At 61.9% G+C, this 23649-nt stretch carries 21 protein-coding genes and 1 tRNA gene; 11 read left to right on the top strand and 11 right to left on the bottom strand.

Going from position 1 to position 23649, the window contains the following annotated elements:
- Window positions 1-11 precede the first annotated feature (11 nt).
- Genes HNP00_RS11020 through HNP00_RS11010 form a run of 3 tightly spaced genes read left to right on the top strand, consistent with a single transcriptional unit; the run spans window position 12 to window position 2162 of the window.
- Window positions 12-800 (top strand): carboxylesterase, encoded by a 789-nt coding sequence (locus HNP00_RS11020; RefSeq protein WP_184738962.1) that lies wholly within the window; start codon window positions 12-14, stop codon window positions 798-800.
- Window positions 797-1612: a carboxylesterase gene (locus tag HNP00_RS11015; RefSeq protein ID WP_184738960.1), complete on the top strand. Its 816-nt coding sequence runs from the start codon at window positions 797-799 to the stop codon at window positions 1610-1612. Before HNP00_RS11020 ends, HNP00_RS11015 begins: the two co-directional genes overlap by 4 nt.
- The gene (locus tag HNP00_RS11010) at window positions 1605-2162 is read left to right on the top strand and encodes a hypothetical protein (RefSeq protein ID WP_184738958.1); all 558 of its coding nucleotides are present in this window, start codon (window positions 1605-1607) and stop codon (window positions 2160-2162) included. The genes HNP00_RS11015 and HNP00_RS11010 overlap by 8 nt, the downstream gene beginning before the upstream one ends.
- 41 nt (window positions 2163-2203) lie before the next feature.
- On the opposite strand, the gene HNP00_RS11005 is transcribed toward HNP00_RS11010, so the two are convergent.
- A complete protein-coding gene (locus HNP00_RS11005) occupies window positions 2204-3319 on the bottom strand; it encodes an ROK family glucokinase (RefSeq protein WP_184738956.1) in 1116 nt (371 codons plus the stop codon).
- A gap of 207 nt (window positions 3320-3526) precedes the next feature.
- On the opposite strand from HNP00_RS11005, the gene HNP00_RS11000 reads away from it, so the two are divergent.
- The gene (locus HNP00_RS11000; protein ID WP_184738954.1) at window positions 3527-5338 is read left to right on the top strand and encodes a long-chain fatty acid--CoA ligase; all 1812 of its coding nucleotides are present in this window, start codon (window positions 3527-3529) and stop codon (window positions 5336-5338) included.
- Window positions 5339-5437: 99 nt separating this feature from the next.
- Here HNP00_RS11000 and HNP00_RS10995 read toward each other — a convergent pair whose 3' ends face one another.
- Window positions 5438-8833: a pyruvate carboxylase gene (locus HNP00_RS10995; RefSeq protein ID WP_184738952.1), complete on the bottom strand. Its 3396-nt coding sequence runs from the start codon at window positions 8831-8833 to the stop codon at window positions 5438-5440.
- 312 nt (window positions 8834-9145) lie between these two features.
- Here HNP00_RS10995 and HNP00_RS10990 point away from each other — a divergent pair, with 312 nt between their 5' ends.
- On the top strand, window positions 9146-9964 hold the full coding sequence (locus HNP00_RS10990) for a ParA family protein (protein WP_184738950.1): 819 nt from the start codon (window positions 9146-9148) through the stop codon (window positions 9962-9964).
- 142 nt (window positions 9965-10106) lie between these two features.
- Here the strand turns inward: HNP00_RS10990 and HNP00_RS10985 are convergent, their stop codons facing one another.
- The 5 genes from HNP00_RS10985 to gcvH all read right to left on the bottom strand — a co-directional run bounded on the left by HNP00_RS10985 (window position 10107) and on the right by gcvH (window position 13189).
- Window positions 10107-10700 carry a MerR family transcriptional regulator gene (locus HNP00_RS10985; protein ID WP_184738948.1) on the bottom strand — a complete coding sequence of 198 codons (594 nt, stop codon included), beginning with the start codon at window positions 10698-10700 and terminating at the stop codon, window positions 10107-10109.
- Between the two features lie 241 nt (window positions 10701-10941).
- A complete protein-coding gene (locus HNP00_RS10980; protein ID WP_184739384.1) occupies window positions 10942-11445 on the bottom strand; it encodes a bifunctional nuclease family protein in 504 nt (167 codons plus the stop codon).
- A complete protein-coding gene (locus tag HNP00_RS10975) occupies window positions 11445-12161 on the bottom strand; it encodes a MerR family transcriptional regulator (RefSeq protein WP_184738946.1) in 717 nt (238 codons plus the stop codon). The genes HNP00_RS10980 and HNP00_RS10975 overlap by 1 nt, the downstream gene beginning before the upstream one ends.
- A gap of 20 nt (window positions 12162-12181) precedes the next feature.
- Complete coding sequence (locus tag HNP00_RS10970; RefSeq protein ID WP_184738944.1) at window positions 12182-12661, bottom strand: FHA domain-containing protein; 480 nt, start codon at window positions 12659-12661, stop codon at window positions 12182-12184.
- A 141-nt stretch (window positions 12662-12802) separates the two neighbouring features.
- Window positions 12803-13189: a glycine cleavage system protein GcvH gene (gcvH, locus tag HNP00_RS10965; protein WP_184738942.1), complete on the bottom strand. Its 387-nt coding sequence runs from the start codon at window positions 13187-13189 to the stop codon at window positions 12803-12805.
- A gap of 163 nt (window positions 13190-13352) precedes the next feature.
- Here gcvH and HNP00_RS10960 point away from each other — a divergent pair, with 163 nt between their 5' ends.
- Window positions 13353-14255 carry a DNA-formamidopyrimidine glycosylase family protein gene (locus tag HNP00_RS10960; RefSeq protein WP_184738940.1) on the top strand — a complete coding sequence of 301 codons (903 nt, stop codon included), beginning with the start codon at window positions 13353-13355 and terminating at the stop codon, window positions 14253-14255.
- Window positions 14256-14321: 66 nt separating this feature from the next.
- On the opposite strand, the gene HNP00_RS10955 is transcribed toward HNP00_RS10960, so the two are convergent.
- Window positions 14322-15545, bottom strand: coding sequence for an MFS transporter (locus HNP00_RS10955; RefSeq protein WP_184738938.1), 1224 nt, complete (start codon window positions 15543-15545; stop codon window positions 14322-14324).
- Window positions 15546-15717: 172 nt separating this feature from the next.
- Here HNP00_RS10955 and HNP00_RS10950 point away from each other — a divergent pair, with 172 nt between their 5' ends.
- Window positions 15718-16173, top strand: coding sequence for a MarR family winged helix-turn-helix transcriptional regulator (locus tag HNP00_RS10950; RefSeq protein ID WP_184738936.1), 456 nt, complete (start codon window positions 15718-15720; stop codon window positions 16171-16173).
- Window positions 16174-16301: 128 nt separating this feature from the next.
- On the opposite strand, the gene HNP00_RS10945 is transcribed toward HNP00_RS10950, so the two are convergent.
- The gene (locus HNP00_RS10945; protein ID WP_184738933.1) at window positions 16302-16658 is read right to left on the bottom strand and encodes a zinc ribbon domain-containing protein YjdM; all 357 of its coding nucleotides are present in this window, start codon (window positions 16656-16658) and stop codon (window positions 16302-16304) included.
- A 286-nt stretch (window positions 16659-16944) separates the two neighbouring features.
- Between HNP00_RS10945 and HNP00_RS10940 the strand changes: the two genes are divergently transcribed.
- From HNP00_RS10940 to HNP00_RS10925, 4 genes are read left to right on the top strand one after another with little or no spacing between them, the layout of a single operon-like run.
- Window positions 16945-17295 carry a hypothetical protein gene (locus tag HNP00_RS10940; protein ID WP_184738931.1) on the top strand — a complete coding sequence of 117 codons (351 nt, stop codon included), beginning with the start codon at window positions 16945-16947 and terminating at the stop codon, window positions 17293-17295.
- A 12-nt stretch (window positions 17296-17307) separates the two neighbouring features.
- Window positions 17308-17949 (top strand): hypothetical protein, encoded by a 642-nt coding sequence (locus tag HNP00_RS10935; protein WP_184738929.1) that lies wholly within the window; start codon window positions 17308-17310, stop codon window positions 17947-17949.
- A gap of 1 nt (window position 17950) precedes the next feature.
- Window positions 17951-19069, top strand: coding sequence for a hypothetical protein (locus tag HNP00_RS10930; RefSeq protein WP_184738927.1), 1119 nt, complete (start codon window positions 17951-17953; stop codon window positions 19067-19069).
- Window positions 19060-19680, top strand: coding sequence for an ATP-binding cassette domain-containing protein (locus HNP00_RS10925; RefSeq protein ID WP_184738925.1), 621 nt, complete (start codon window positions 19060-19062; stop codon window positions 19678-19680). Before HNP00_RS10930 ends, HNP00_RS10925 begins: the two co-directional genes overlap by 10 nt.
- A 2207-nt stretch (window positions 19681-21887) precedes the next feature.
- Here HNP00_RS10925 and HNP00_RS10920 read toward each other — a convergent pair.
- Together HNP00_RS10920 and der are read right to left on the bottom strand one after the other, a co-directional pair.
- Window positions 21888-21961: transfer RNA gene (locus HNP00_RS10920), tRNA-Pro, on the bottom strand.
- 127 nt (window positions 21962-22088) lie between these two features.
- A complete protein-coding gene (gene der, locus HNP00_RS10915; RefSeq protein WP_184738923.1) occupies window positions 22089-23639 on the bottom strand; it encodes a ribosome biogenesis GTPase Der in 1551 nt (516 codons plus the stop codon).
- Window positions 23640-23649 lie beyond the last annotated feature (10 nt).

Here is a 23649-nt window from a genome sequence, read left to right as displayed (position 1 = left end):
ACGATGGACTCATGACGGAAAGCAGTGTTCCGGGCGTCATCGGCCCTTTGCACTACCCCGGCCACGGTCCAAACGCCGGCACCGGGGTAGCCATTTGCCATGGCTTCACGGGCAGCCCGCTCAGTATCCTGCCGTGGGCCGAACACTTGGCCGCCCAGGGGTTTGCCGTGACGGTGCCCCTGCTGCCGGGCCACGGTACGGACTGGCGAGAACTCTCGCGGACCAGTTGGCACGATTGGTACGGCGCCTTTGAAGCCAGCTACCTTGATCTTTCTGCCCGTACAAGCTCTTGCTATGTTGCCGGATTGTCCATGGGCGGTGCAGTGGCGCTCAGGGTGGCTTCACGGCAGCCTGTAGCTGGTGTGGCCGTGGTCAACCCGGGGCTGAGCTTTTATGATCGCCGCGTCCGCTACATTGGCGCCCTCAAGCACTTCATGCGCTCCACCGCTCCCATCGAGGAGCAAGACCCGACGGCGACGCCCACGGACGACGGCGACTACTCACGGACGCCGTTGTCAGCCGTGCACGAACTCAAGAAGCTCTTCCGTTCAAGCTATCGATCTTTGCCCGCTGTTTCGGCACCGGCGCTGGTGTTCGCGTCCCTGAAGGACGCCGTCGTGCCGCCAAGCTCGCTGGAGATGATCCGCCGTCGCCTGGGCTCGCGGGAGTTCCGTGTGATCCCGCTGCCACACAGCGGCCATGTGGCCACTCTCGACGTTGATGCGGCGACAATACTTGAGGAATCGACCACCTTTTTCCTGCAGCATGCCGCCAACAGAGTAGCCTCGGAGTCATCATGAACACTCTCCCCGATCCCTCGCCGTACGCCAGCGACTTCACCGGTAGTGGACCCAGCATCGGCGTCGTGATGAGCCACGGCTTCACTGGCAGTCCCCACAGCATGCGCCCCTGGGCCGAGTACCTCGCCGCGGAAGGCTACGCAGTCCGCCTCCCTCTGCTTCCAGGCCACGGGACCACGTGGCAGGACATGGCAACACGGCACTGGCAAGAGTGGCACCACGCGGTGGATGCGGCGTATCTCAAGCTCCAGGCCGAGTGCGACTTCGTCTTCGCCGCCGGATTGTCGATGGGCGGGGCTCTAGCTCTCCGGATCGCGGCTACTCGCCCCGTAGCCGGCACCGTCGTCGTCAACCCGGGACTAGTGATCGATGACCCCCGCGCTGCAGTGGTTGGCCTCCTCAAGTACGTCCTGAGATCCACCCCGGCCATTGCCAACGACATCCTCAAACCAGGCATGGACGAGGGGGCCTACCCGAGGACTCCAGTCGCGGCCGCCCATGAGTTGAAGAAGATGTACAAGGACACCATCAGTCTTCTCCCCCGGATTTCCGCGCCCGTGCGCGTCTTCCGCTCCTCCGTGGACCACGTGGTTTCGGACGCAAGCATCAAACAGCTAAGGGAGCGCGTCACCGCTTCGATGGAGTTCAGCACCTTGGAGAACAGCTACCACGTGGCCACCCTGGACAACGATGCCCTGGAGATCTTCCGCGGCTCGGCCGAGTTCATCCGGAAAACGATGGCTGGATTGATCAACGGTTCCGCCCCTGCCCGCCCGTCCGGCGCCGAACTCCGGGACTTACCCCATGAATAGGCCGGGACCGGACTCGCCGGACCAAAGCGCCAACAAGGACGACGATGCCGTCTGGCTGGATCTGGTGGCCCGGCTTGAGTCGATGCCTTCCTCGGCGCTGGATGAACCGCGGCTGGCGGAAGAGCTCCACAAGGATCCAGGAACAGAATCGGGTTCAGGGCCGGACTCGGTTCCTGGCACGTCCACGTCCCGCTCTTTCCAAGACTTCGATCCCCTTGGATTGGCCAGGAGGGATGCTCGCGATGAGAGCGAGGCGCGCGAAGGCGAAGGCGAAGGCGCGAACGGTCCGCGCGACTACGAGGTCGGGGACGAGGACGGGTTTGTGCCCGAGGACCCGCCGAGCCTGGCCGGCACGGAACCGCTGACCATGCTCGCTTGGCTCGGAGCAGTGGGCGGCCCGATTGCCCTGCTGTTTACGGCAATGTTTTGGCGCTCGGCGCCCCTCTTGGCTGTCATGGGGATCTTGACCGCGTTTCTGGCATCGGTGGTGTATCTCATCATGAAGCTGCCCCAGGAAAAAGACGAGAACGACGACGGCGCCCGCGTCTAAGGGGGTGCCGCACCGCTGATTACCGCGCGGCGGAGCTTGTGCTAGCCGTGCGCCCTGCCGCTGACCCGGGACAGATCGGCGGCGCCGATCATCCCTGCCCGTGGTCCCAGTGCGGCAAGCTTGATGGCGGCTGCAGGGCGGAAACCGCGGCCCGTGAGGTTCCGGGTGAACGCGGTCCGGGCGGGGCCGACCAATAGCTCTCCGGCGTCGCACAGTCCGCCTCCGATAACAAACGTCCCCGGATCCAGAGCGGCCGCGAGGTTCGCGAGGCCGAGTCCGAGCCAGTGCCCCACCTCTTCCAGGAGCTCCCTCGAGGCCGAGTCTCCGGCTTTTGCCCGCTCGGTCACGGTGACGCCTGTAATGTTTTCCGCGGTTCCTCCGGCGGCTTTCAGCAATTCGTAGGCAACCGGGGAATTCCGGAGGGCGAGCTCCCGGGCTTCCCTGCCGAGCGCGTTCCCGGACGCATATTGCTCCCAGCAGCCTCGGTTTCCGCATTCGCAGCGATGCCCGCCGGGCACGACGATCTGGTGGCCAAACTCCCCCGCTACCCCGAACCTCCCACGTTCCACGCGGCTGTCCATGACCATGGCACCACCGATACCGGTGCCGAGCGTGATGCAGACGAGTCTGCTTTCCCCTTGCCCTGCGCCGAAGCGCCATTCAGCCCAAGCGGCAGCGTCGGCGTCGTTGGTGACCAGTACCGGGCGCCTCAGCAAGCTCTGCAGGTTTTCACGCAGTGGTTCGTTGCGCCAGGCGAGATGCGGGCTGAAGAGCACCGTGCCGCCGTCGAGATCCATCCAGCCAGCCGCACCGATCCCCACAGAGGCAATGCGATGGCTTCTGCCCAGCTCCTGGACAAGCTCGACGATTACCTGCTCCACGGCCCTGGCGTCATTGCCAGGAGTTGAGCGCCGCGCTTCCTCGACCACGTTGCCCGAGGGATCCACAACGCCCGCAGCAACCTTCGTGCCGCCAATGTCGATCCCGATAGCCAGTCCCCTACGACCAAGATGGGAGCGGCGGGCAGCCCAGGGAACCGACTCCCATCGCGCGCCGCCGCCTGTGGAGCCGGGGTGCCGGGCCGTTGCGGTCGAACCGGACCAGGAAGTCTTCCGAACACGTGCCGCGGTCTGGTCGTTGGATGAATTCAGAGGCATGCCGCCATCCTATTCCGAGTGCCGCATATGTACGGACATGGCACCCGCATGAACAGGCGCCATGCCCGGCCGCGTTGGATGATTGGCACGCGTCAAGTAAAGTTACTCATCAGTAACTTGAAATTGGTGAATTGCGACACACCCATTACTGGGCCGTATAGAGTTAGAGCAGCCCCGCAATGGTCTGTTGATATCAAAGGAGCTATCGTGCGTGAATTCAGTGTTCCGCCCCTGGTGAATGTTGCCCCCGAAACCAACATCACGGACCTCGCGGTTCGCCAGGCTGCCAAACCATCCGACCCCGCACTGTTTGCCAAGCTCAACGGCGCTGGCCAATGGCAGCACATCCGGGCAACGGAGTTCCTCAAAGACGTCTCGGCGCTGGCAAAAGGCTTGATCGCCAGCGGTGTCGGCCTAGGCGACCGCGTGGGCATCATGTCCAGGACACGGTACGAATGGTCCCTCGTGGACTTCGCCATCTGGTTTGCGGGAGGCATCTCGGTGCCGATCTACGAAACGTCATCGCCGTCGCAGGTGGCCTGGAACCTGGGTGACTCGGGCGCAGTTGCGGCATTCGCCGAGTCTGCACACCACGAGGACATTATCCGCCAAGCAGTCACGGCTGAAGGCCTCAGCTCAGTCGCCCACGTCTGGCAGCTCGAAGGCGGCGGCCTTGATGTCCTCCGCAGCGCGGGTAGCGGCGTCAGCGACGAGGAACTTGAGTCCCGCCGCAGCAGTGCCGTGCTTGCCGACGTCGCCACTATCATCTACACCTCCGGCACCACGGGCCGTCCCAAGGGTTGCGAACTCACCCACGGCAACTTCGTGGAACTTTCGGAGAACGCCCTGGCTTCCCTCGGTGACGTCGTCAACGAGGATGCCAAGACCATCATGTTCCTCCCGTTGGCCCACGTCTTTGCCCGCTTTATCTCGGTCCTGGCCGTGGCAGCCGGCTCCCAAGTGGCCCACACTCCTGATATCAAGAATCTTCTCGGTGACCTGCAAAGTTTCCAGCCGTCATTCATACTCGCCGTTCCCCGCGTCTTCGAGAAGGTCTTCAACTCGGCGCTCACCAAGGCAGAGGACGGTGGCAAGGGCGCCATTTTCCACAAAGCCGTGGACACGGCGATCGCCTACTCCAAGGCGCAGCAGTCGGGCTCCGTCGGGCTGGTGCTGAGGCTCAAGCACGGCGTATTCGACCGTTTGGTGTACGGGAAGCTCCGCGCAGCCATGGGTGGCCACGTGAGCCACGCCGTCTCCGGCGGCGGCCCCCTCGGCGAACGGCTGGGCCATTTCTTCCACGGTATCGGCTTGCAGATCCTGGAAGGGTACGGCTTGACCGAGACCACGGCACCCATTTCAGTAAACACCCCGTCCCTGATCAAGATCGGCACGGTAGGGGCACCGCTCCCGGGCAATGCCGTCAAGATCGCCGACGACGGCGAAATCCTCGCCAAGGGCGTCTGCGTCATGAAGGGCTATTACAAGCGGGATGACCTCGCCGCAGACACCTTCGTGGACGGTTGGTTCCGTACAGGTGATATCGGTGAACTGGATGAACAGGGTTTCCTGAAGATCACCGGGCGCAAGAAGGAAATCATCGTCACGGCCAGCGGCAAGAACGTGGTGCCGGCCCTCCTCGAGGACCAAATCCGGGCGGACGCGCTGGTGTCCCAGGTCTTGGTGATCGGCGACAACCGGCCCTTCATCGGCGCGCTGGTCACCCTCGACGAGGAAGCACTCCCCGGCTGGTTGGAACGGCATGGCCTTCCAACATCCACCACTCCGGCGGACGCCGCGGACAACACCATGGTCCGGGCGGCCGTCCAGGAACTGATCAGCCACGCGAACCAATCCGTCTCCCATGCGGAGGCGATCAAGTCGTTCAGGATTGTGCCGTCCGACTTTACCGAGGCATCCGGCCACCTCACACCCTCTTTGAAGGTCAAGCGCGCCCAGGTCATGAAAGACTTCGACGCCGTGATCGAGGAAATGTATTCGGCGCCCAAGGCGTCCTGACGCGGCTTCGTGACGCAGCCGAAAACAGAATAAAGCGAAGGTCCCGGGCTCATTGAGCCCGGGACCTTCCTTCATGCCCTCAACGGAGCAGCGTGCGGGTTATTCGACGACGATCAACAAATCGCCGCCCTGAACCTGCTCCACCTTGTTGATGGCGATGCGCGAGACGGTGCCGGCAACCGGCGTCGTGATGGACGCTTCCATCTTCATCGCCTCGATGGTGGCGATGGTGTCGCCCGCCTTCACGGCGTCGCCCGCTTTGACGGTCAGGGTCACGGCACCGGCGAACGGCGCTGCGACCTGGCCTGGCTGGGAAGCATCTGCCTTCTCCGCAGCCTTCACGTTGCTCACCACTGACTTGTCGCGAACCACCACGGGGCGGGACTGGCCGTTGAGCTTGCACATGACGGTGCGCATGCCCTTTTCGTCCGGCTCCGAGACTGCTTCCAAGGAAGCGATCAGGCGGACGCCCTTTTCGAGCTCCATGACGTGTTCAGCGCCGAGCTGAAGACCATAAAGGTAGTCGCGGGTGTCTAGGACTGACAGGTTGCCGTAGGTGTCGACGCTCTTGAGGTAGTCCTTCGTGGGACCGTCGAAGAGCAGCCGGTTCAGGGTCCTTTGGCGGGTCTTGGAATCGCCCTTGAGGGCCGCACTGTCTTCGGCGCTCAGTTCGACGTCGCGGACCTTGATGCTGCGGCCCTGGAGTGCCTTGGTGCGGAACGGCTCCGGCCATCCTCCGGGAGGATCTCCCAGTTCACCGGACAGGAATCCGATGACGGAATCCGGGATGTCGTAGTTCTGCGGGTTCTCGTTGAAGTCCGCCGGATCCGCATTGATTCCCACCAGGTGCAGCGCGAGGTCGCCCACCACCTTGGAAGACGGCGTCACCTTCACCAGGCGGCCCAGAATGCGGTCCGCTGCGGTGTACATGTCCTCGATGGCTTCAAAACGCTCGCCAAGCCCCAACGCCATGGCCTGCTGGCGCAGGTTGGACAGCTGCCCACCCGGGATCTCGTGCTGGTAAACCCGGCCCGTGGGACCCGGAAGCCCGGATTCGAACGGTGCGTAGACGCGCCGGACAGCTTCCCAGTAGGGCTCCAGCGCGCTGACGCTCGCAAGGCTGAGGCCAGTATCCCGCGGGGTGTGTGCCAGGGCGGCTACAAGGGCCGACGCCGAGGGCTGGCTCGTCGTGCCGGCCAGGGACGCAGACGCGACGTCGACGGCGTCCACGCCGGCGTCCACGGCTGCCAGCAGGGTGGCCAGCTGGCCGCCTGCGGTGTCGTGGGTGTGCAAGTGGACCGGGAGGTCGAAACGCTCTCGCAGGGCGCTGACGAGCTTGGCAGCCGCCGCAGGGCGAAGCAGCCCGGCCATGTCCTTGATGGCCAGGATGTGTGCACCGGCGTCGACGATCTTCTGGGCAAGGTCCAGATAGTAGTCGAGCGTGTACAGCTTCTCGTTCGGGTCGAGGAGGTCACCGGTGTAGCAGAGCGCGACTTCGGCTACGGCGGTGCCGGTGGCACGTACCGCACGGATGGCCGGAGCCATCTGGTTGACGTCGTTGAGGGCGTCGAAGATGCGGAAGATATCGATGCCCGTTGCTGCGGCCTCGTTGACGAATGCCTCGGTGACTTCTTCCGGGTACGGCGTGTAACCAACGGTGTTGCGGCCACGAAGCAGCATCTGGATACAGACGTTGGGCAGGGCCTTGCGCAAAGCGGCGAGCCGGTCCCAAGGATCTTCGCCGAGGAAGCGCAGCGCGACGTCGTAGGTGGCACCGCCCCAGGCCTCGACCGACAGCAGTTCGGGCAGCAGGGCGGACACTGCAGGGCCGGCTGCGACGAGATCGCGGGTACGGACGCGCGTGGCAAGGAGCGACTGGTGTGCGTCACGGAATGTGGTGTCCGTGACCGCAACGGCGGTCTGCTCGCGCAGGGCCTTGGCGAATCCTTCCGGACCCAATTCCTGAAGCCTCTGGCGGGATCCGGCAGGTGCGACGACCCCTGCAACCGAAGGGAGCTTGGCGGCCGGGTCCGTGTGGACCTTGAGCTCCCCGTTGGGCTTGTTGACCGTGACGTCGGCGAGCCACGTCAGCAGCTTGGTTCCGCGGTCCGCGGAGACGTGGGACTTCAGCAGCTCGGGGCGCTTGTCGATGAAGTCGGTGGCAACGTTTCCAGCAATGAAGTCCGGATCGGCTAGAACTGCCTGGAGGAAAGGGATGTTGGTGGATACGCCACGGATCCGGAACTCGGCGAGGCCGCGCCGAGCACGGGCCACGGCGGCCGGATAGTCGCGGCCGCGGCAGGTGAGCTTGACCAGCATGGAGTCGAAGTGCGGACTGATCTCGGCGCCCGAGTAGACCGTACCGCCGTCGAGACGCACACCCGCGCCGCCTGCGGAACGGTAGCCGGTGATCTTTCCGACGTCGGGGCGGAAGCCGTTGGCGGGATCTTCCGTGGTGATGCGGCACTGCAGGGCGGCACCCTTGATGGATACCGACTCCTGGCTCAGGCCGAGGTCTGCAAGGGTCTCACCGGATGCGATGCGCATCTGTGCCTGAACGAGGTCGACGTCGGTGATTTCCTCGGTGACCGTGTGCTCCACCTGGATGCGCGGGTTCATCTCGATGAAGACGTGCTGGCCGGCGCGTTCGCCCTCGGTGTCCACGAGGAATTCGACCGTTCCTGCGTTGACGTAGTTCAGTGCCTTGGCGAAGGCCACGGCATCCCGGTACAGGGCCTGGCGAATGGACTCGTCCAGGTTGGGAGCCGGAGCGATTTCCACGACCTTCTGGTGGCGGCGCTGCAAGGAGCAGTCGCGCTCGAAGAGGTGCATGACATTGCCCTCGCCATCGGCCAGGATCTGGACCTCTATGTGACGCGGACGCAGCACGGCTTGTTCCAAAAACATGGTGGGATCGCCGAAGGCGGCGTCGGCTTCGCGCATGGCCGACTGGAGGGCTTCAGGGAGGTCCTCGCGGGTCTCAACCCGCCGCATGCCGCGGCCACCACCGCCGGCGACAGCCTTGGCGAAGATCGGGAAGCCAATCTGGTCGGCTGCGGCGATGAGCTCGGCGATGTCGCGGGAAGGCGCGCTGGACTTCAACACCGGCACGCCGGCCTTGCGGGCGGCCTCGAGGGCGGCGACCTTGTTGCCGGCCAGCTCGAGCACTTCCGCCGGCGGGCCGACAAAGGTGATGCCTGCATCCTTGGCTGCCCGTGCGAGATCAGGGTTCTCGGACAGGAATCCGTAGCCCGGGTAGATCGCGTCAGCCCCGGCCTCTTTGGCGACACGGACGATTTCGGCCACGTCAAGGTAGGCACGGACCGGATGGCCCTCCTGCCCAATCAGATAGGCCTCATCAGCCTTCTGCCGGTGGATCGAGTTGCGATCCTCATACGGGAAGACCGCTACGGTCTTGGCGCCGAGTTCGTAGCCAGCGCGGAAGGCCCTGATCGCGATTTCGCCGCGATTAGCCACCAGAATCTTGGAAAACATGCTTCTCCTGCATCATTGCGGGTGTAACGGTCGGTGGTCACAGTGTGTAAGACCTCCATACCCAAACACAAATCTTTGTGGTGACAGTCACATCGGGATTCGTCACGAGCAGTGTACCTTCGCGCACGATACCGATTCGCGTGCTAAAGACCAGAGAAGTAACAAGCCATCCAAGCTGTTCAGGGCTGATAAGGCAGGAAACAGTGGCCACTCAACATATGATGTTGAAGGGCGGCGGCAGAGCCCCGGTTCCGGTAAGCCGGAATACAAGCACCGCGACACGGCAACCGGCGTTAGGTTTTGGGTTTTCAAGTGCAAGTAGTCAGCATCAGCAGCCTTAAGGGCGGCGTGGGAAAGACATCCGTAACCACTGGGTTGGCCTCGGCCGCACTGGCAGCAGGCATCCCCACCCTTGTTGTGGACCTGGATCCCCACGCCGACGCCACCACCGCCCTCGGCGTCCAGGCCGGCGAACAGCTCGACATTGGCCGCATGCTGAAGAATCCCCGCAAGGCCAGGCTCTTGGACAACGTGGTCAGCAGTGGCTGGGTTGAACAGGCACGCCGTCATGGCGGAGGGACTGCCCTCGATGTCGCCGTCGGATCCGCCTACACCGGAATCTACGATCGGCCAGACCTCGGACGTCGCGATCTCCGCCGGCTCACTTCAGTCCTTGCCGCAGCCGAAAAATATGAGCTGGTCCTTGTGGATTGTCCCCCATCGCTCAACGGACTCACCCGCATGGCCTGGAGCGCGAGTGACCGCGTCGTGCTTGTTGCCGAACCCGGGCTCTTCTCAGTGGCCGGCACGGAACGCACCATGCGTGCAATACAACTATTCCGCCAGGAATTCGCTCCCCAACTGGCGCCCGCCGGGATCGTAGCCAACCGGGTCCGCCCCGCTTCGTCCGAGCACACTTTCCGGCTCGCCGAGATGGAGTCGATGTTCGGCGAGCTCTTGCTCGCGCCACATATTCCGGAGCAGGCGAACTGGCAGCAAATCCAGGGTGCCGCGCACGCTGTACATCACTGGCCCGGCGATTCCGCCAAGAACACGGCCAAGCTGTTTGACACTCTCCTGGAGAACATGCTGTCCTCACAGAACGGTACGCGGGAACGCCGCCAGCGCTGACAAAGGCCGGCGCCTGCGCCGCAAACGTGCGTCACTGACGAGAAATGCGATGAAGCCGCCTTCCGGTTGGAAGGCGGCTTCATCGGTCTTCAGATGGCCGTTGGGGCGATCCCGACGGCGGGTCAGCCTGTGCGGCGTCCGTCTAGCCCGTGCGGCGCGCGGAACGGCGTTTGCTCAGTTCGTCGTCCGGAAAGGACTGCTCTGCGGCATGCTCGCTCGGGAGGGCAGCGAGACTGCCTTCGACTTCACGCCAGACGCGGCCAACTGCGATGCCGAATACGCCCTGGCCTCCCTGGACCAGATCAATGACTTCGTCCGCAGAAGTGCATTCATAGACACTCGCGCCGTCGCTCATCAGTGTGATTTGGGCCAGGTCTTCCACTCCGCGCTCGCGCAAGTGCTCAACGGCAGTGCGGATCTGCTGGAGGGACACCCCTGTGTCCAGGAGGCGCTTGACGACTTTGAGGACCAGAATGTCCCGGAAACCGTAGAGCCGCTGCGACCCAGAGCCAGCTGCGCCACGGACAGCGGGTTCGACCAGTCCGGTACGCGCCCAGTAGTCCAGTTGGCGGTAGGTGATCCCTGCTGCCTTGCACGCGGTGGGACCGCGGTAGCCGGCATCTTCATCCAGGACCGGAAGGTCCTCGGTGAAGAGCAGACCCTGGGCACCGCTTGCGGGTACAGCAATGCCTGCTGAGGCCTGCTTTAGCTCGCCTGCTTCGCCTTTGGGACTCACGTGACCCTCCTTGTCAGAAGTTCCCTTGGGGAGGCTGCATACGGCGGCCAACACGAAAGGGAAATGCAGTCGTGTAATTTCAACGCGTCCGCACCTTTCAGTGTGACTTGCGCGGGTCCTGTATGCAACGGGAACTTGATACCTTCGACGTTAGGCGCGCAGGGGCCTCAGGTCAAAGACGTCCGGACCAATTTCACGTCGTGTCGAAACTTTCACCCTCAACTTTAACCTTAAGCAGGCGTCAGCCTTCGAAGTCCTCAGGTTCCACGTCATCCAGGAACTCCCGGAAACGGCGCAATTCGCGTTCTTCGTCGACTTCGGGGCCGGGCTCGGTATCTTCGCCTTCATCGTGTTCGGTGATCCGGACGCCTGCTTCATCCATCACGGCATCGGCACACCAGATGCGGCATTTCGCCCGCAAGGCAAGCGCCAGCGCATCAGACGCCCGGGAACTGACCACTGTGCCATCGTCGAATTGGAGTTGACCGTAGAAGATATTGTCCTCAACCGCCACGATATTCACACTGATGATCGTGTGGCCGAGCGCCTCGACGACGTCGATCAGGAGATCGTGGGTCATGGGCCGGGGCGGCACTACACCCTGCTGGGCCAAGGCGATGGCGCTGGCCTCGGGCGTGCCGATCCAGATGGGAACATGGCGTTCCCCGTGCATCTCACGCAGGAGAACCAGAGGCTGGTTTGAAGGCAGTTCAATCCGCACTCCAACAATCTCGACCTCGATCATCATGCGTCCATACGGGAGATACGGTCCTGCACCAAGGCACGGTGCAGGCTGAGGCAGAGTTCGCTGATTTCCCGGGCGGCTTCGGCTGCCCGCGACTGCGATGCCGCATCCTTGCGGGACGTCAGCGGCGCAACAACCCGCTCCACCAGGCCGAATTCACGTTCGGCTGCGGCTTGGAAGGGCCGCAGGTGCCTGGGCTCAAGTCCATGGCTTTCAAGCTGGACGCATGCCCGCGCCACTTGAAGGGCGTGTTCGTCGAATTTTCCATTGACGTGACTGATGAGCCCGAAGCTGAGAAGGGACTGCAAAAGCGGGACGCTGGCGCCGGATTCCGTCCGAAGTTGTTCCTCACTCAAGGCGCGCGCGTGGCCCTGCAATTCAGCGGCCAATTCGTCCGAGACTATTCGCGGGGAAACCGACACGCCGGGCGGAAGGTTTTCCGGACGTTCGCCGCGGTCGATCGCGTCCAGGTAATCCTTGATGACTTTGAGCGGCAGGTACTGGTCGCGCTGGAGCGCCAACACGAAGCGCAAACGCTCGACGTCGCTCTCGGCATACTGGCGGTATCCGGCAGGAGTCCGCTTCGGATTGATCAGTCCCTTTTCCTCAAGAAAACGGATCTTGGACGCCGTCATGGTGGGAAAGTCGTCGCTGAGCTGTGCGAGGACCTCTCCAATGTTGAGGACCTGCGGTCCGCGCCGTTCCGGCTGGGCCATTGCCACAGGCGTACCCGGAATCAGTCTTGGCCTGCGGCGCGGGCAGGGCTCAGGTAGTAGGTGAGGCGGAACTTGCCAATCTGGACCTCGCTGCCGTTCTTGAGCAGGACGTTGTCTACCCGGTCTTGGTTGACATAGGTGCCGTTGAGGCTTCCGGTGTCCACTACTTCGAAGCCCTCGGGTGTGCGCACGAACTCGACATGCTTACGCGAAACCGTCACGTCGTCCAGGAAGATGTCCGCATCCGGGTGGCGACCGGCCGTAGTGGTGTCCGAGTCCAGAAGGAACCGCGCACCGGCGTTGGGGCCGGTGTGGGCAATCAGCAACGCCGAGCCCGGGGGCAAAGCCTGCACCGCCGCGCGCTCCTCAGCTGCCAAGGACGGGCGGACATCCTGCTCGTGGTGGCGCACAGGCGTGAGCTGGATTGACGTGGTTTCCGACGTTGGCTGTTCTACTGCACCGTGCTCGTCCCGGGCTTGGTTCCGCTTGCCGCCAACCATGGAAATCCTCCTCATCCGCCAGCAATTGTTGCCAACTGCCGGTTACGCATCTGCCCGGTTCCGCCGGGCCAAACGGGTCGCTGGCCCGCCGCAACCGGTCCCCTGTTTTGAGGAGAACCGACTTGGCGGGCCAGATACCTTTTAGCCTACCTGTTGTTCGTACTCTGATGCACTGAGCAGGGTCTCGATGGCGTCAGCTTCCGAAAGCTTTACCTCGAACAGCCAACCGTCACCGTAGGGATCCGAGTTGATCAGGGCAGAGTCACTATCGAGGGCCTCATTGCGGGAGACAATTTCGCCGCTGACGGGGGCGTAAATGTCGCTCACGCTCTTCGTGGACTCGACCTCACCCACGACGTCGTTACCCTTCACCGTGGTGCCGGGCTCTGGCAGCTGGGCGTAGACAACATCGCCGAGTGCGTCCTGGGCGAAGTCCGTGATGCCGACGCGCACGACGCCGTCTGCATTCGGGGCGCTGACCCATTCATGTTCGGCGGTGTAGGAAAGATCGGCAGGAATGTTGCTCATGAGTCGCCTTTCATCGGGACGTTACGGACCACGACGGCGGCCCGGACTTCCGGCCACCGCTGAAAGTATAAGCACATCCACCCCTCCTCCCCACAGGTGTCTGGGATGATTGGAACCAGACTCGAGCCGCACAGTCCTGCAACGCCGTCGAAGGAGCGCGATCATGCCGGAACTGCCCGAACTCACTGCCCTCACCGATTTTCTGGACGAGCGGCTATCCGGAGCGCAGCTCACCCAATTGCTGATGCCATCGGCGTTCGCCTTGAAGGTTGCTGACGTTCCCTATGAATCGCTGATCGGGGGGACAATCGATTCCGTCGGGCGGCAGGGAAAATTCCTGGCTTTCAAGATCGCTCCTTCCGCCGATGCGGCCAAGGGAGGAGGCTCAACAGGGCCCCTGTACTTGATCGTCAATTTCGCAAAGGCAGGCTGGCTCAAATTCTCAGATAAACAGCCGGCTGCCGAATCCACCGCGGCGGGTGGCTACTTCGCCGCGCAGATGGGCTTTTCGAACGACGGCCACGATTACGGCGTGACCCTTACGGATGCGGGAACGTGGAAGGGATTGGCCATCTTCATCGTTCGGGCCCCGGCGGAGGTCCATGGCATAGCGGAGCTTGGTCCGGATCCTCTCGACACCGGCTTCGGCCTGGACGAGTTCAGCCGGCTTTTCACGCACAGGCAGCAGATCAAAGGAATCCTGAAGAACCAAAAACTCATGGCGGGTATCGGGAACGCCTACAGCGACGAAATCCTCCACACAGCGAAGCTTTCTCCCGTCGCCACCGCTTCCTCGCTGGACTCTCACGCGGTGGAGCGCCTTTTCACAACAATGAAGGAGATCCTCGAAGGCGCCGTCCGGGAGTTCACGGGCAAAAAGCCGAGCGAGCTGAAGCCAGCCAAGAAAGCCTCCATGCGCGTGCACGGCCGGACGGGAGAAGCTTGCCCGGTCTGTGGAGACACCGTGCGGGAGGTTACCTTTGTGGGGACCTCGCTCCAGTACTGCCCGACGTGCCAGACCAATGGCGAGATCCTGGCCAAACGCGGCAGCGGCGACGACGCTTGATTCACGGAGAGCCCGCCGCTGTCCTTTGAAACCAACAATCCTGCGGCGGGCTCTCTTGTGTTGCGCTCAGGCGACCGGTGATCCCTCTGGTTCGCGTACGACGTCGGGGGCTCCTTGCGGGGCGGAAGCCGGCTGCGCCGCTCCCCCACGCCGGGCTGCTGCCGCGGCGGCGATCAGGACGATCAGGGCGGCGATGGTAATGACGGCCCCGGCCCAGATGGGCGAGGTGTAGCCCAAGCCCCAGCTGATGGTGACGCCGCCCAACCATGCTCCCAGGGCGTTGCCTAGGTTAAAGGCGCCGATATTCGCACCGGAGGCGAGGGCAGGCGCTGTGGTGGCAAAGTGCATGACGCGCATCTGCAGGCCCGGCACGGTGGCGAAGCCGAAGCCGCCCATGAGTGCCAGCGAGAACAGGGTGGCCACGGGGCTCGTGGCGGTGACGGCGAAGAACACGAGCACCAGCACCAGGCCCGCAAGGATCACCACGAGGGTTTTGTCAATGGACTTGTCGGCCGCTTTGCCGCCGGCAATGTTACCGACGAACAAGCCGCCGCCAAACAGGACCAGGAGCCACGGCACGGCATGGGGATCGAATCCGGAGACCTCGGTTAGGGTGAAGGCGATGTAGGTGAAGGCGCCGAACATTCCGCCGAAGCCAAGGATGGTGACGATGATGGAGAGCCACACTTGGCCGGATGCGAAAGCGCCAAGCTCGGTGCGGAGGTTGCTGGTAACGGCGTCGTCCTTGGTGCGAGGGACCATGAGGGCGATGCCGACGAGGGCGACGACGCCAATGAAGGTAATGGCCCAGAAGGTGGATCGCCAGCCGAGGTTCTGGCCAAGGAAGGTTCCGAAAGGCACTCCCAGTACGTTGGCGGCGGTGAGGCCAGTAAACATGATGGCGATGGCTCCGGCCTTCTTGTTGGCCGGGACCAAGCTGGCTGCGACGACTGAGCCAATGCCGAAGAAGGCTCCGTGACAGAGCGCGGCAACAATGCGTCCGATGAGCATGGCCGGATAGCTGTCCGCAATGGCGGAGAGGAAGTTACCGGCAATGAACAAGACCAAGAGTCCGATCAGCACGGGCTTCCGGGGCAAGCGGGTGACGGCTGCTGTGACCAAGAGGGCGCCGACAACCACGCTGAGCGCGTAGCCGGTGATGAACCAACCGGCGGATGCTTCGCTGACTCCGAAATCGCTGGCGATCTCGGGTAAGAGGCCCATGATGACGAACTCGGTCAACCCAATGCCGAATCCGCCCAGGGCAAGGGCGATCAACCCTGCAGGCATGTTGTGCTCCTTTGTGGGGATGGATTCCCGTGAGACTGGAAGTGCGTCGTCGAGAACCGTAGAATATTAGTTGCAGACGCTGCATATATAGTTGCACACGCCATGTAATTGCGCAAACAACTACTTTGCGTGCGTCAGGTTTCTTCATCGATCGGCAGGAGTTACGGGAGACATGGGCATCAAGGACGACGCCGTTGAGGTGCGGGCGCAGGGGTGGCGGACTCTCGCGGCGCTGCACGGCAACATCGAGGCAGCATTGGAGAAGGCGTTGCAGTCAGCTGCAGATCTCTCGGTGGTCGAGTACACAGTGCTGGACGCCTTGAGCCGCCAGGACGGCTGGCACATGCGGATGCAGCAGCTGGCCAGGGCTACAGCGCTTTCCAGCAGCGCCACCACACGGTTGGTGAACCGACTCGAGGACCGCGCGCTGCTGACCAGGATCCTATGCGCCGACGATCGCCGCGGAATCTACACGGAACTTACCGAGGCTGGCCAGAAGCTGTTGCTGGCCGCCCGGCCGGTGCACGACGAAACCCTGGCGGAGTCTCTCGCTGCCGCTGAGTCCGTGCCGGAACTTGAGCCGCTGGTCAAGGCGCTGGGGGCACTGGGGGCACTTCAGGGGGCCTGAGGGTCTGTTGTTTCACGCACGAGGTGCGTGTCGTGCTTGCGGGGCCGCGTGCCTAAACGACGAACCCCGCCGCTCCTTAGTGGAACGGCGGGGTTCGTTTGTTTCTTTGGTGTTGTCTTGGCCGCGCGTCAGACTTTCTTGACGACGCTGGATTTGAGCTGCATGGGGCCGAAGCCGTCCACTTTGCAGTCGATGTCGTGGTCGCCCACGCCGTTCACCAGGCGAATGTTGCGGACCTTGGTGCCGACCTTGATGGCCGTGGCGCTGCCTTTGACCTTGAGGTCCTTGATCACTGTGACCGTATCGCCGTCTGCGAGCACGTTGCCGACGGCGTCCTTGATCTCTGTTGACTCGGCTCCCGCGTCATCTTCATCGGACACGGCTGGCGACCATTCGTGGGCACACTCGGGGCAGACGAGCAAAGCACCCATCTCGTAGGTGTATTCGCTGGCGCATTCAGGGCAAGGGGGCAGGGTTTCACTCACCGTCCAATGATAGACGGGGCAGCCCTGCACCTAGACGGAGACGACTGCACACCTAGACGCGCAGCAGGAACCGCTAGATCGCGCGGAATTGCACACCTAGACAGTCCGCGTGGACCACCTATTTCTTGGGTTTGACCACCCAGATGGCGAAAGCCGGCCTTAGATTGCCGATGGGGATGGGCATAGCCGGCTCCGGACAGTCCGGATCGCGACCATATTCATTGCCAGACGCCAATCTGGTCATGGAACAAGCAGTTCTGTGCCAAAACAGTAGAAGGGAACAGCCATGAAAAACTTCATTCGTGTCCTGATCGCGGGCGCAGCTGTATTGGTCCTGACTTTCCTGAGCTCGCCAGCGCAAGCCGCCAGCTGCCAAGTTCGGACTGTCACGACGTGGAACTGCGGAACCATAAAGCTTGTCGGAAACAGCTGGACGGCCAGTGGCACAGGAAAGGCGTCCACGGCTAAGGACGGCTGGTGCTGGAATCCATATAACACCCTCAAGGTGATGGTCACCGACGGATCGTCGATCAGTGACAACTCGCTCATTTCAGCGAGCTACATCGCGACGACCATCTCGACTTGGAGGACAGTAACCGGGACGCACGGCGTCGACGGGTCTTCGTTCGAATCCTAGGAAATTGTCCCAATGCATAGCAGGAAATGTGTTTCTCTTGCCCTCCTTCTTCCTTTGATCGCATTGCTGACGGCCTGCTCTGAGAAGCCGACGCAGGCTTCACTTACCTCTGGCCCGACAATTAGCTCAGAGCAGGTAAAAGAAATAGGCCGCCAGCTGCGAACAGAGGGAAAAGTTAGGCAAGCCGACATCCTGGAGCAAGGGTCGGTGAGCTTTCCACAGTATGAGGGCGCGTTTATGAACCTGCGGGATTGCGTGGAGGAGAAGGGTTACTCCCTGTCGGAACCTCAGACGAATCCCTTAAACGGGGTCACTTATTCCTTTGTGTTGAAGCTCCACGGCCGAAACCCCGAGAAGGCAGCTGCCGACTATTCAAGTTGCAAAGAACAACACTGGTCCATGGTTGCAGCTGTCTTCGAAAACACGTCTAAAAAGGTGATGGATTCAGCATTGTGGGCTGCCACCAAGGACTGCATTGCGGCTGCTGGCTTTGAGGCTCCTTCAAAGCCAGGTTTGCTCGTGGACCTGGTGGGCGAAAAGCCAGTCGGTGGTGACGGAGTCCTCTCGCCCCAAGCGAAAGCCGCTACCTCCTGCGTCGAAGAGAATGCAATGAGGCTCTACCCAAAGCTTGCAACTGTCGACGTGAGCTTTTGAAATGCGTGCTAGCAAGATAGCCCGCCGCTGCCTGCTGGGAATAGGAGTTGCAACATGGCTCCTCGCCCCAGCGGCAGCGGTGTGGGTTGTGACGCAGAACGCGGCGGCCGTCCGAATAGAAAGGCTGAGAGAGGAAGTTTGGTCCCCCGCGCAAGCCAGTGATGCGGAGACTTCGCGCGAAGTTCAAATATCGATGGACTGGCAAGATGGTTCCAAGCTGTATGCGCCCGCGTGGGACGGAGTGGTACAAGCGGTGCATCTAAGGACCGGGGAAGCCATCAACGATGGCGACAAGGTTGCCGTGGTCAATGGCATATCACGCTTAGCCGTACATACCGAAACACCTTTCTTCGGCGAGCTAAGGGTGGGCGATGTAGGTCCAGAAGTAAGTAAGCTAAATGCCGTTCTCACGCGCTTAGGCTTTGGCAATCCGGTTGGAGATCGCTATAGTTCCTCGACAGCTGCCTTTGTTAGGCAGCTCCAGATCAAGCTAGGTGTGAGGCCCGCCAGCGGAGAAACATTCTCATCGTCTTGGTTTGTCTTCCTGCCTAGCGAAGCCGTAAGCGTTGGGAGCACCCACCTGATTCAGGGCACAATGGCGCCGACGTTTGGGGCTGAAGTTGCGTCGGAATTGAAGCAGGTCTCTAATGCAGTTCTCGTGATGCCAGGTACTGTCTCGAAGCCGGCAACTGACGCAACGGAACCAGGCGCCGAAACCTCGAAGACGCCTCCCATCCCTCAGACCCCCAAACTTGAAGCTCTCCCACAGGAGCGCCTGTTCTTAGGCGAGATAGAACTCGAACTGAACGCCGACCGTCAACAGCTTTCGAACTCAGGCAAAACAACTCTAAGGACCCTCGTTCAGGAAGGGGCCCGGGCAACCGATGCAAGGCTGAAAGCGCCGTCCGTCAAGGGTAGTCTCCGCGTACCGTCGGCAGCAGTGTTTGCCTCGAAAACAGACAAGACTTGCGTAATATCGCGGGAACTTGATGGGACGAAGAGATCCAAACGGGTTGCGATCATCTCATCCTCTGCTGGGCAGACGGTCATCACGGCGGATATATCGCCGGGCCAGTACGTCGAAATCTCGCCAAGTATTGGAGACAGATCGTGCGAATAGATCTCATCAGGGTGTCCAAATCCTATGGTTCAAGGCAGGTGCTGGCGGGGATTGATGCCTCGCTGGTAGGCCCCGGCTTCATTGCCGTCAGGGGTCCCTCGGGAGCTGGGAAGACCACCCTCCTTTCCATACTGGCAGGGCAAATAGAGCCGACTGATGGCAGTTTTGCAATGTCTGGCTTTTCCGACAGGATGAGCGTCGACTGGATCGTTCAATCGGCACCAATACTGGCTCATCGAACCGTAAGCGCAAACATCATGCTGGGTCCTTTGTCAAAAGGATTGGATGCGACGTCGTCAATGCGCGTAAGTCTTGGTGCCGCGCATTCGCTCGGGATCGGCCATCTGATGCGCAAACGTGGGTTTTCGCTTTCAGGTGGTGAGCGCCAAAGGGTTGCTGTGGCCCGTTCAATTGCGTGCGCCGGCGAACTCGTGTTAGCCGACGAGCCAACCGCAGCGCTCGATGCACATGCGCGAGGGGCCGTGTGCGATGGACTTCGAGCTGCCGTATCTAGCGGTTCCCTTGTCGTTGTGGCCACCCACGACGAGTACGTCTCAGCTAGGGCCGACCTGGTCATCACCCTCCAGCCAGCAGTGCACGATGTCAACTAGGCCACGAAAAAACTGGCCTCCGCACCGGTCAGGTTTCTCCGCCCGCTCAGTCTCAACGGAATCAATAGCAAATTCCCTCGGTCCCCGGCTTCGAGCAGTAGTCTCGGTCGTCGTGAGCCTTCTGGTCGGAGGGTCCGTCGTCCTGGCTACTCACTTAGACGTCACTGGAATATCAGAACGCGCCAGCAGACAACTTCTTCGTGGGGTGAACGTCCTGGTGGTCACGACTCAGGACCGATCGCCAATGTCTTCACAGGCGTGCGAGCGGCTAGCCAGCGTCGAAGGTGTACTCCGGGCCGGCGGAGTGGCCTCATCAGAAATTATCCATACTTCGCTGGATCCCCGAAACAACCTGCTTCTTCTGTCCGCCAGTCCGTCTTGGCTTCAAATCGTTTGGCCAGACAGTCCGAAGCTCACAGGTGTAGCCATTGGCAATGCGCTGGCTTCTCGACTTGGACTTGTTAGAGGGTCAACGGTCCCCTTAGTGCCAGCCAGCTCAAGTCACAATCCGAGCGCGAACCTGGAAATTCAGCAGGTCTTGCCCGTATCGCCTCGGAGCGACCGGTTCGAATCAGCTGCCGTCTACGCTGCCTCCCCGACCGAGACTGTTGCAGAGTGTCTCGTTGAGAGCGAATCCGGCGCGGTCGAGAAGGTGCGTTCCGTCCTAGCGAGCTGGTTTAGCCCGTCGCCGGTTTTCGTGCGACCCTTCTATTCCCTCGACCAATTGCAACTGACTCCCCAGCAAGAACTCGATAGCCGTCCGTCCAAGATCGGCCCCTATTTAGGATTCGCGCTCTTGTTGTCGCTTGCACTCGGGCGGTGGGGGGCACGCAAGCAAGATTTTGCTCTCTATCGGGTTCTCGGGCTGAAGGAACCACAACTGGCGGTAATGCTGGTCATTGAGTCGGCCGTGACTGTCTGGGGACCGGCCATTTTCGGAGGCACCGGAGCCACAATCGCAGGTCTGTGTCTCTTGCGAGCTAACCCAGTCGCCGCGGAATTGTCGTTGCTCGACTATGCCTCCCTTGTGTTCCTGCTTTTGGTCGTCCCGGCGATCGGATGGCTATGGCTTCGCCTGCTTCCAGTTTCAGACAGCCTTCGAGGACGGAACTGATGCCTAAGAAATCGAAAGTTGGTGCATGAACCGTGCAGTTGCCCACATGGGGCCTCATCCTAGGATGGCTGGTCGTCAGCATATATCTTCGCTCGCTCAAGCTTTTCGCACTGATGACAGCCTGCGCCCTACCTGGGCTAGCAGCTCGTGCAGCGTCGACACTTTTCGCTGAACCCTTGCAATTGACGGCAAGTCAACAGGACGGGTTGACCGTCTTCTCTTCTATCTGGATTTACCTGACGCTGATCCTTTTCGTAGGCATTCGGCGCATGACAGGGCCAAGCTGAGGCTGCCAGCTTCAGCTTGGACCGCTTTCGAATGGAAACGTAATTTATCCCGGACAGAATCGCAGCCGATCAACGCACGGTTCCAATTTGGATGAGAAACAATGCGAGGCGTGAATACGGCACTGTGGCATCCCTGAACACGTGAACGTGAGTCACAGCGAACCCGATGACCGTGTCTGGAAAGATCAGAGCGTCGACGGAGCAGCATGGGCGAACAACATGAAGGGAGCCAACTTCCTGGCATCGAAGGATCTACCAAACCTCCGCACAAGCCTCCAACAAAACGATGAAGACGGCATGAGCACCTAATAGCCAGGAATGACGGCCGACAAGACCATCGCCGTCTGTGCCGGCCATACCCTACGCTTACTCAACCTCCGATATACCAGGTGCAACTAACAGCCTGCCGTCATATCCCCTCGGAATTGCCCAATAGGTGCAGTTGGGGGTGCAAATTAGGTGTCTCTGGCTCTGGCTCTGGCTCTGGCGCTGGCTCTGGAAGTGAGTGTTTCTTCCTCAGACGACGTCGATTCTGCTGGATCATTCCGCTCCCCGACGGCGCTCACCGCGTGATTCCGGTGTGCCGGGACTTGCCAAAGCAGATGATCCAGCAGAATCGCGTGCGGCCCGATGCATGCACGGTCCTGACGTTCTTTGGTTGGGAAGTCGCTCACGACACGGCGAGTCACGTCGTTTCAAAGCTCTGGCCCTTCAAACAAGGTCAGGACGGCGCGGTCGGGCCCCCTTAAACGCAGAAGTCCCGGGAACCCTTAGGTTCCCGGGACTTCGTTATCGATACCTTGCGGTCGGGCTGACAGGATTTGAACCTGCGACCCCTTGACCCCCAGTCAAGTGCGCTACCAAGCTGCGCTACAGCCCGTCAGTTCTGCCGTTCTCCGCCTAGATTTTCACCTAAGCAGTCCGGCCGAACCACCTCAAAAAGCTTACACGATGTTCGAGGTTCTCAATGACACCTTGGCTGGCATCGAGTGTGATGCGCGTCTCAATTAGCGCTTCTTGCCGCGCTTTTCACGGACGCGCATGTTGACCTCGATAGGGGTGCCATCGAAGCCAAAGGTCTCGCGCAGGCGGCGAGTGATGAATCGGCGGTATCCGGGGTCCAGGAAGCCCGTAGTGAACAGCACGAACTTCGGCGGACGGCTGGATGCCTGGGTGCCGAACAGGATGCGGGGCTGCTTGCCGCCGCGGACCGGGTGCGGGTGGGCAGCCACGAGCTCGCCCAGGAACGCGTTGAGGCGTCCCGTGGGGATGCGCTTGTCCCAGCTCTCCAAAGCAAGATCCAGAGCGGGCACCAGACGGTCCTTGTGCCAACCGGTTTTGGCGGAGATGTTGACGCGCGGCGCCCACTCCACGTGGGCCAGGTCCTGCTCGATTTCACGTTCAAGGTACCGGCGACGTTCGTCGTCGAGCAGATCCCACTTGTTAAACGCGAGCACCAGCGCGCGTCCCGACTCAATGGCGAGCTGCAGGATGCGGACGTCCTGCTCACTCAGGACCTCGTCGACGGCGAGGAGCACGACGGCGACCTCCGCTTTTTCGAGCGCGGCCTGCGTACGCAGGGAGGCGTAGAAGTCTGCGCCCTGGGCCATGTGCTGGCGTCGGCGGATGCCTGCGGTGTCCACGAAGCGCCACGTACGGCCACCGAGTTCGATGAACTCGTCCACGGGGTCGCGGGTGGTCCCGGCGAGAGTATCCACCACAACGCGCTCAGAGCCCGCCAGCTTGTTCAGCAAGGAGGACTTGCCGACGTTCGGACGCCCGATGAGGGCAATGCGGCGGGGGCCGCCGGAGCGCTCAACACCTTCTACCGTGGAAAACTCGGGCAGGGTGTCCATGACGTGGTCCAGGAGGTCGGCAACGCCACGGCCGTGCAGGGCGGACACCGGGTACGGTTCGCCGAAGCCAAGGCCCCAGAGCGCAGCCGAGTCGGCTTCCTGCGCAAAGTCATCCACCTTGTTGGCCACCATGATGACCGGCTTCTTGGACCTGCGCAGCATCTTCATGACGCCTTCGTCCGTGGCAGTGGCGCCGACGGCGGAGTCCACCACGAAGAGCACGGCGTCAGCGAGTTCCACGGCCATCTCGGCCTGCTCTGCGACACGGGCGTGAATGCCCCTGGCGTCGTGCTCCCAGCCGCCGGTGTCCACCAGCGTGAAGTTGCGGCCGTTCCAGTGTGCCGAGTACATGACACGGTCACGGGTAACGCCCGGGGTGTCCTCGACGACGGCCTCGCGGCGTCCGAGGATTCGGTTCACCAGTGTGGACTTGCCGACGTTGGGTCGACCAATGATGGCCAGCACCGGGTCCAGCTTGAGCGGACCGTCTTCGCCTTCATCGTCGTAGAGCCCGCTCAGCAGGGCGGCGTCGTCCTCGTCGAGATCGTAGTCTTCCAGGCCTGCCCGGAGGGAGGCCGCGCGGAGTTCGGCTTCATCGTCGTCCAGGGCGGCGAGGTTTTCAGCCACCTGGTCGGTGCCGGTGGGCGTGTATTCGTCGTCGCCGGCTCCGATGTTGCCGGATTTTTGAGTCGTATCGCTCATTGCACTTTCC

It is taken from the genome of Arthrobacter sp. AZCC_0090 (assembly GCF_014207375.1).
Classification (GTDB): Bacteria; Actinomycetota; Actinomycetes; order Actinomycetales; family Micrococcaceae; genus Arthrobacter.
This window is presented reverse-complemented; position numbering and strand designations above follow the sequence as displayed.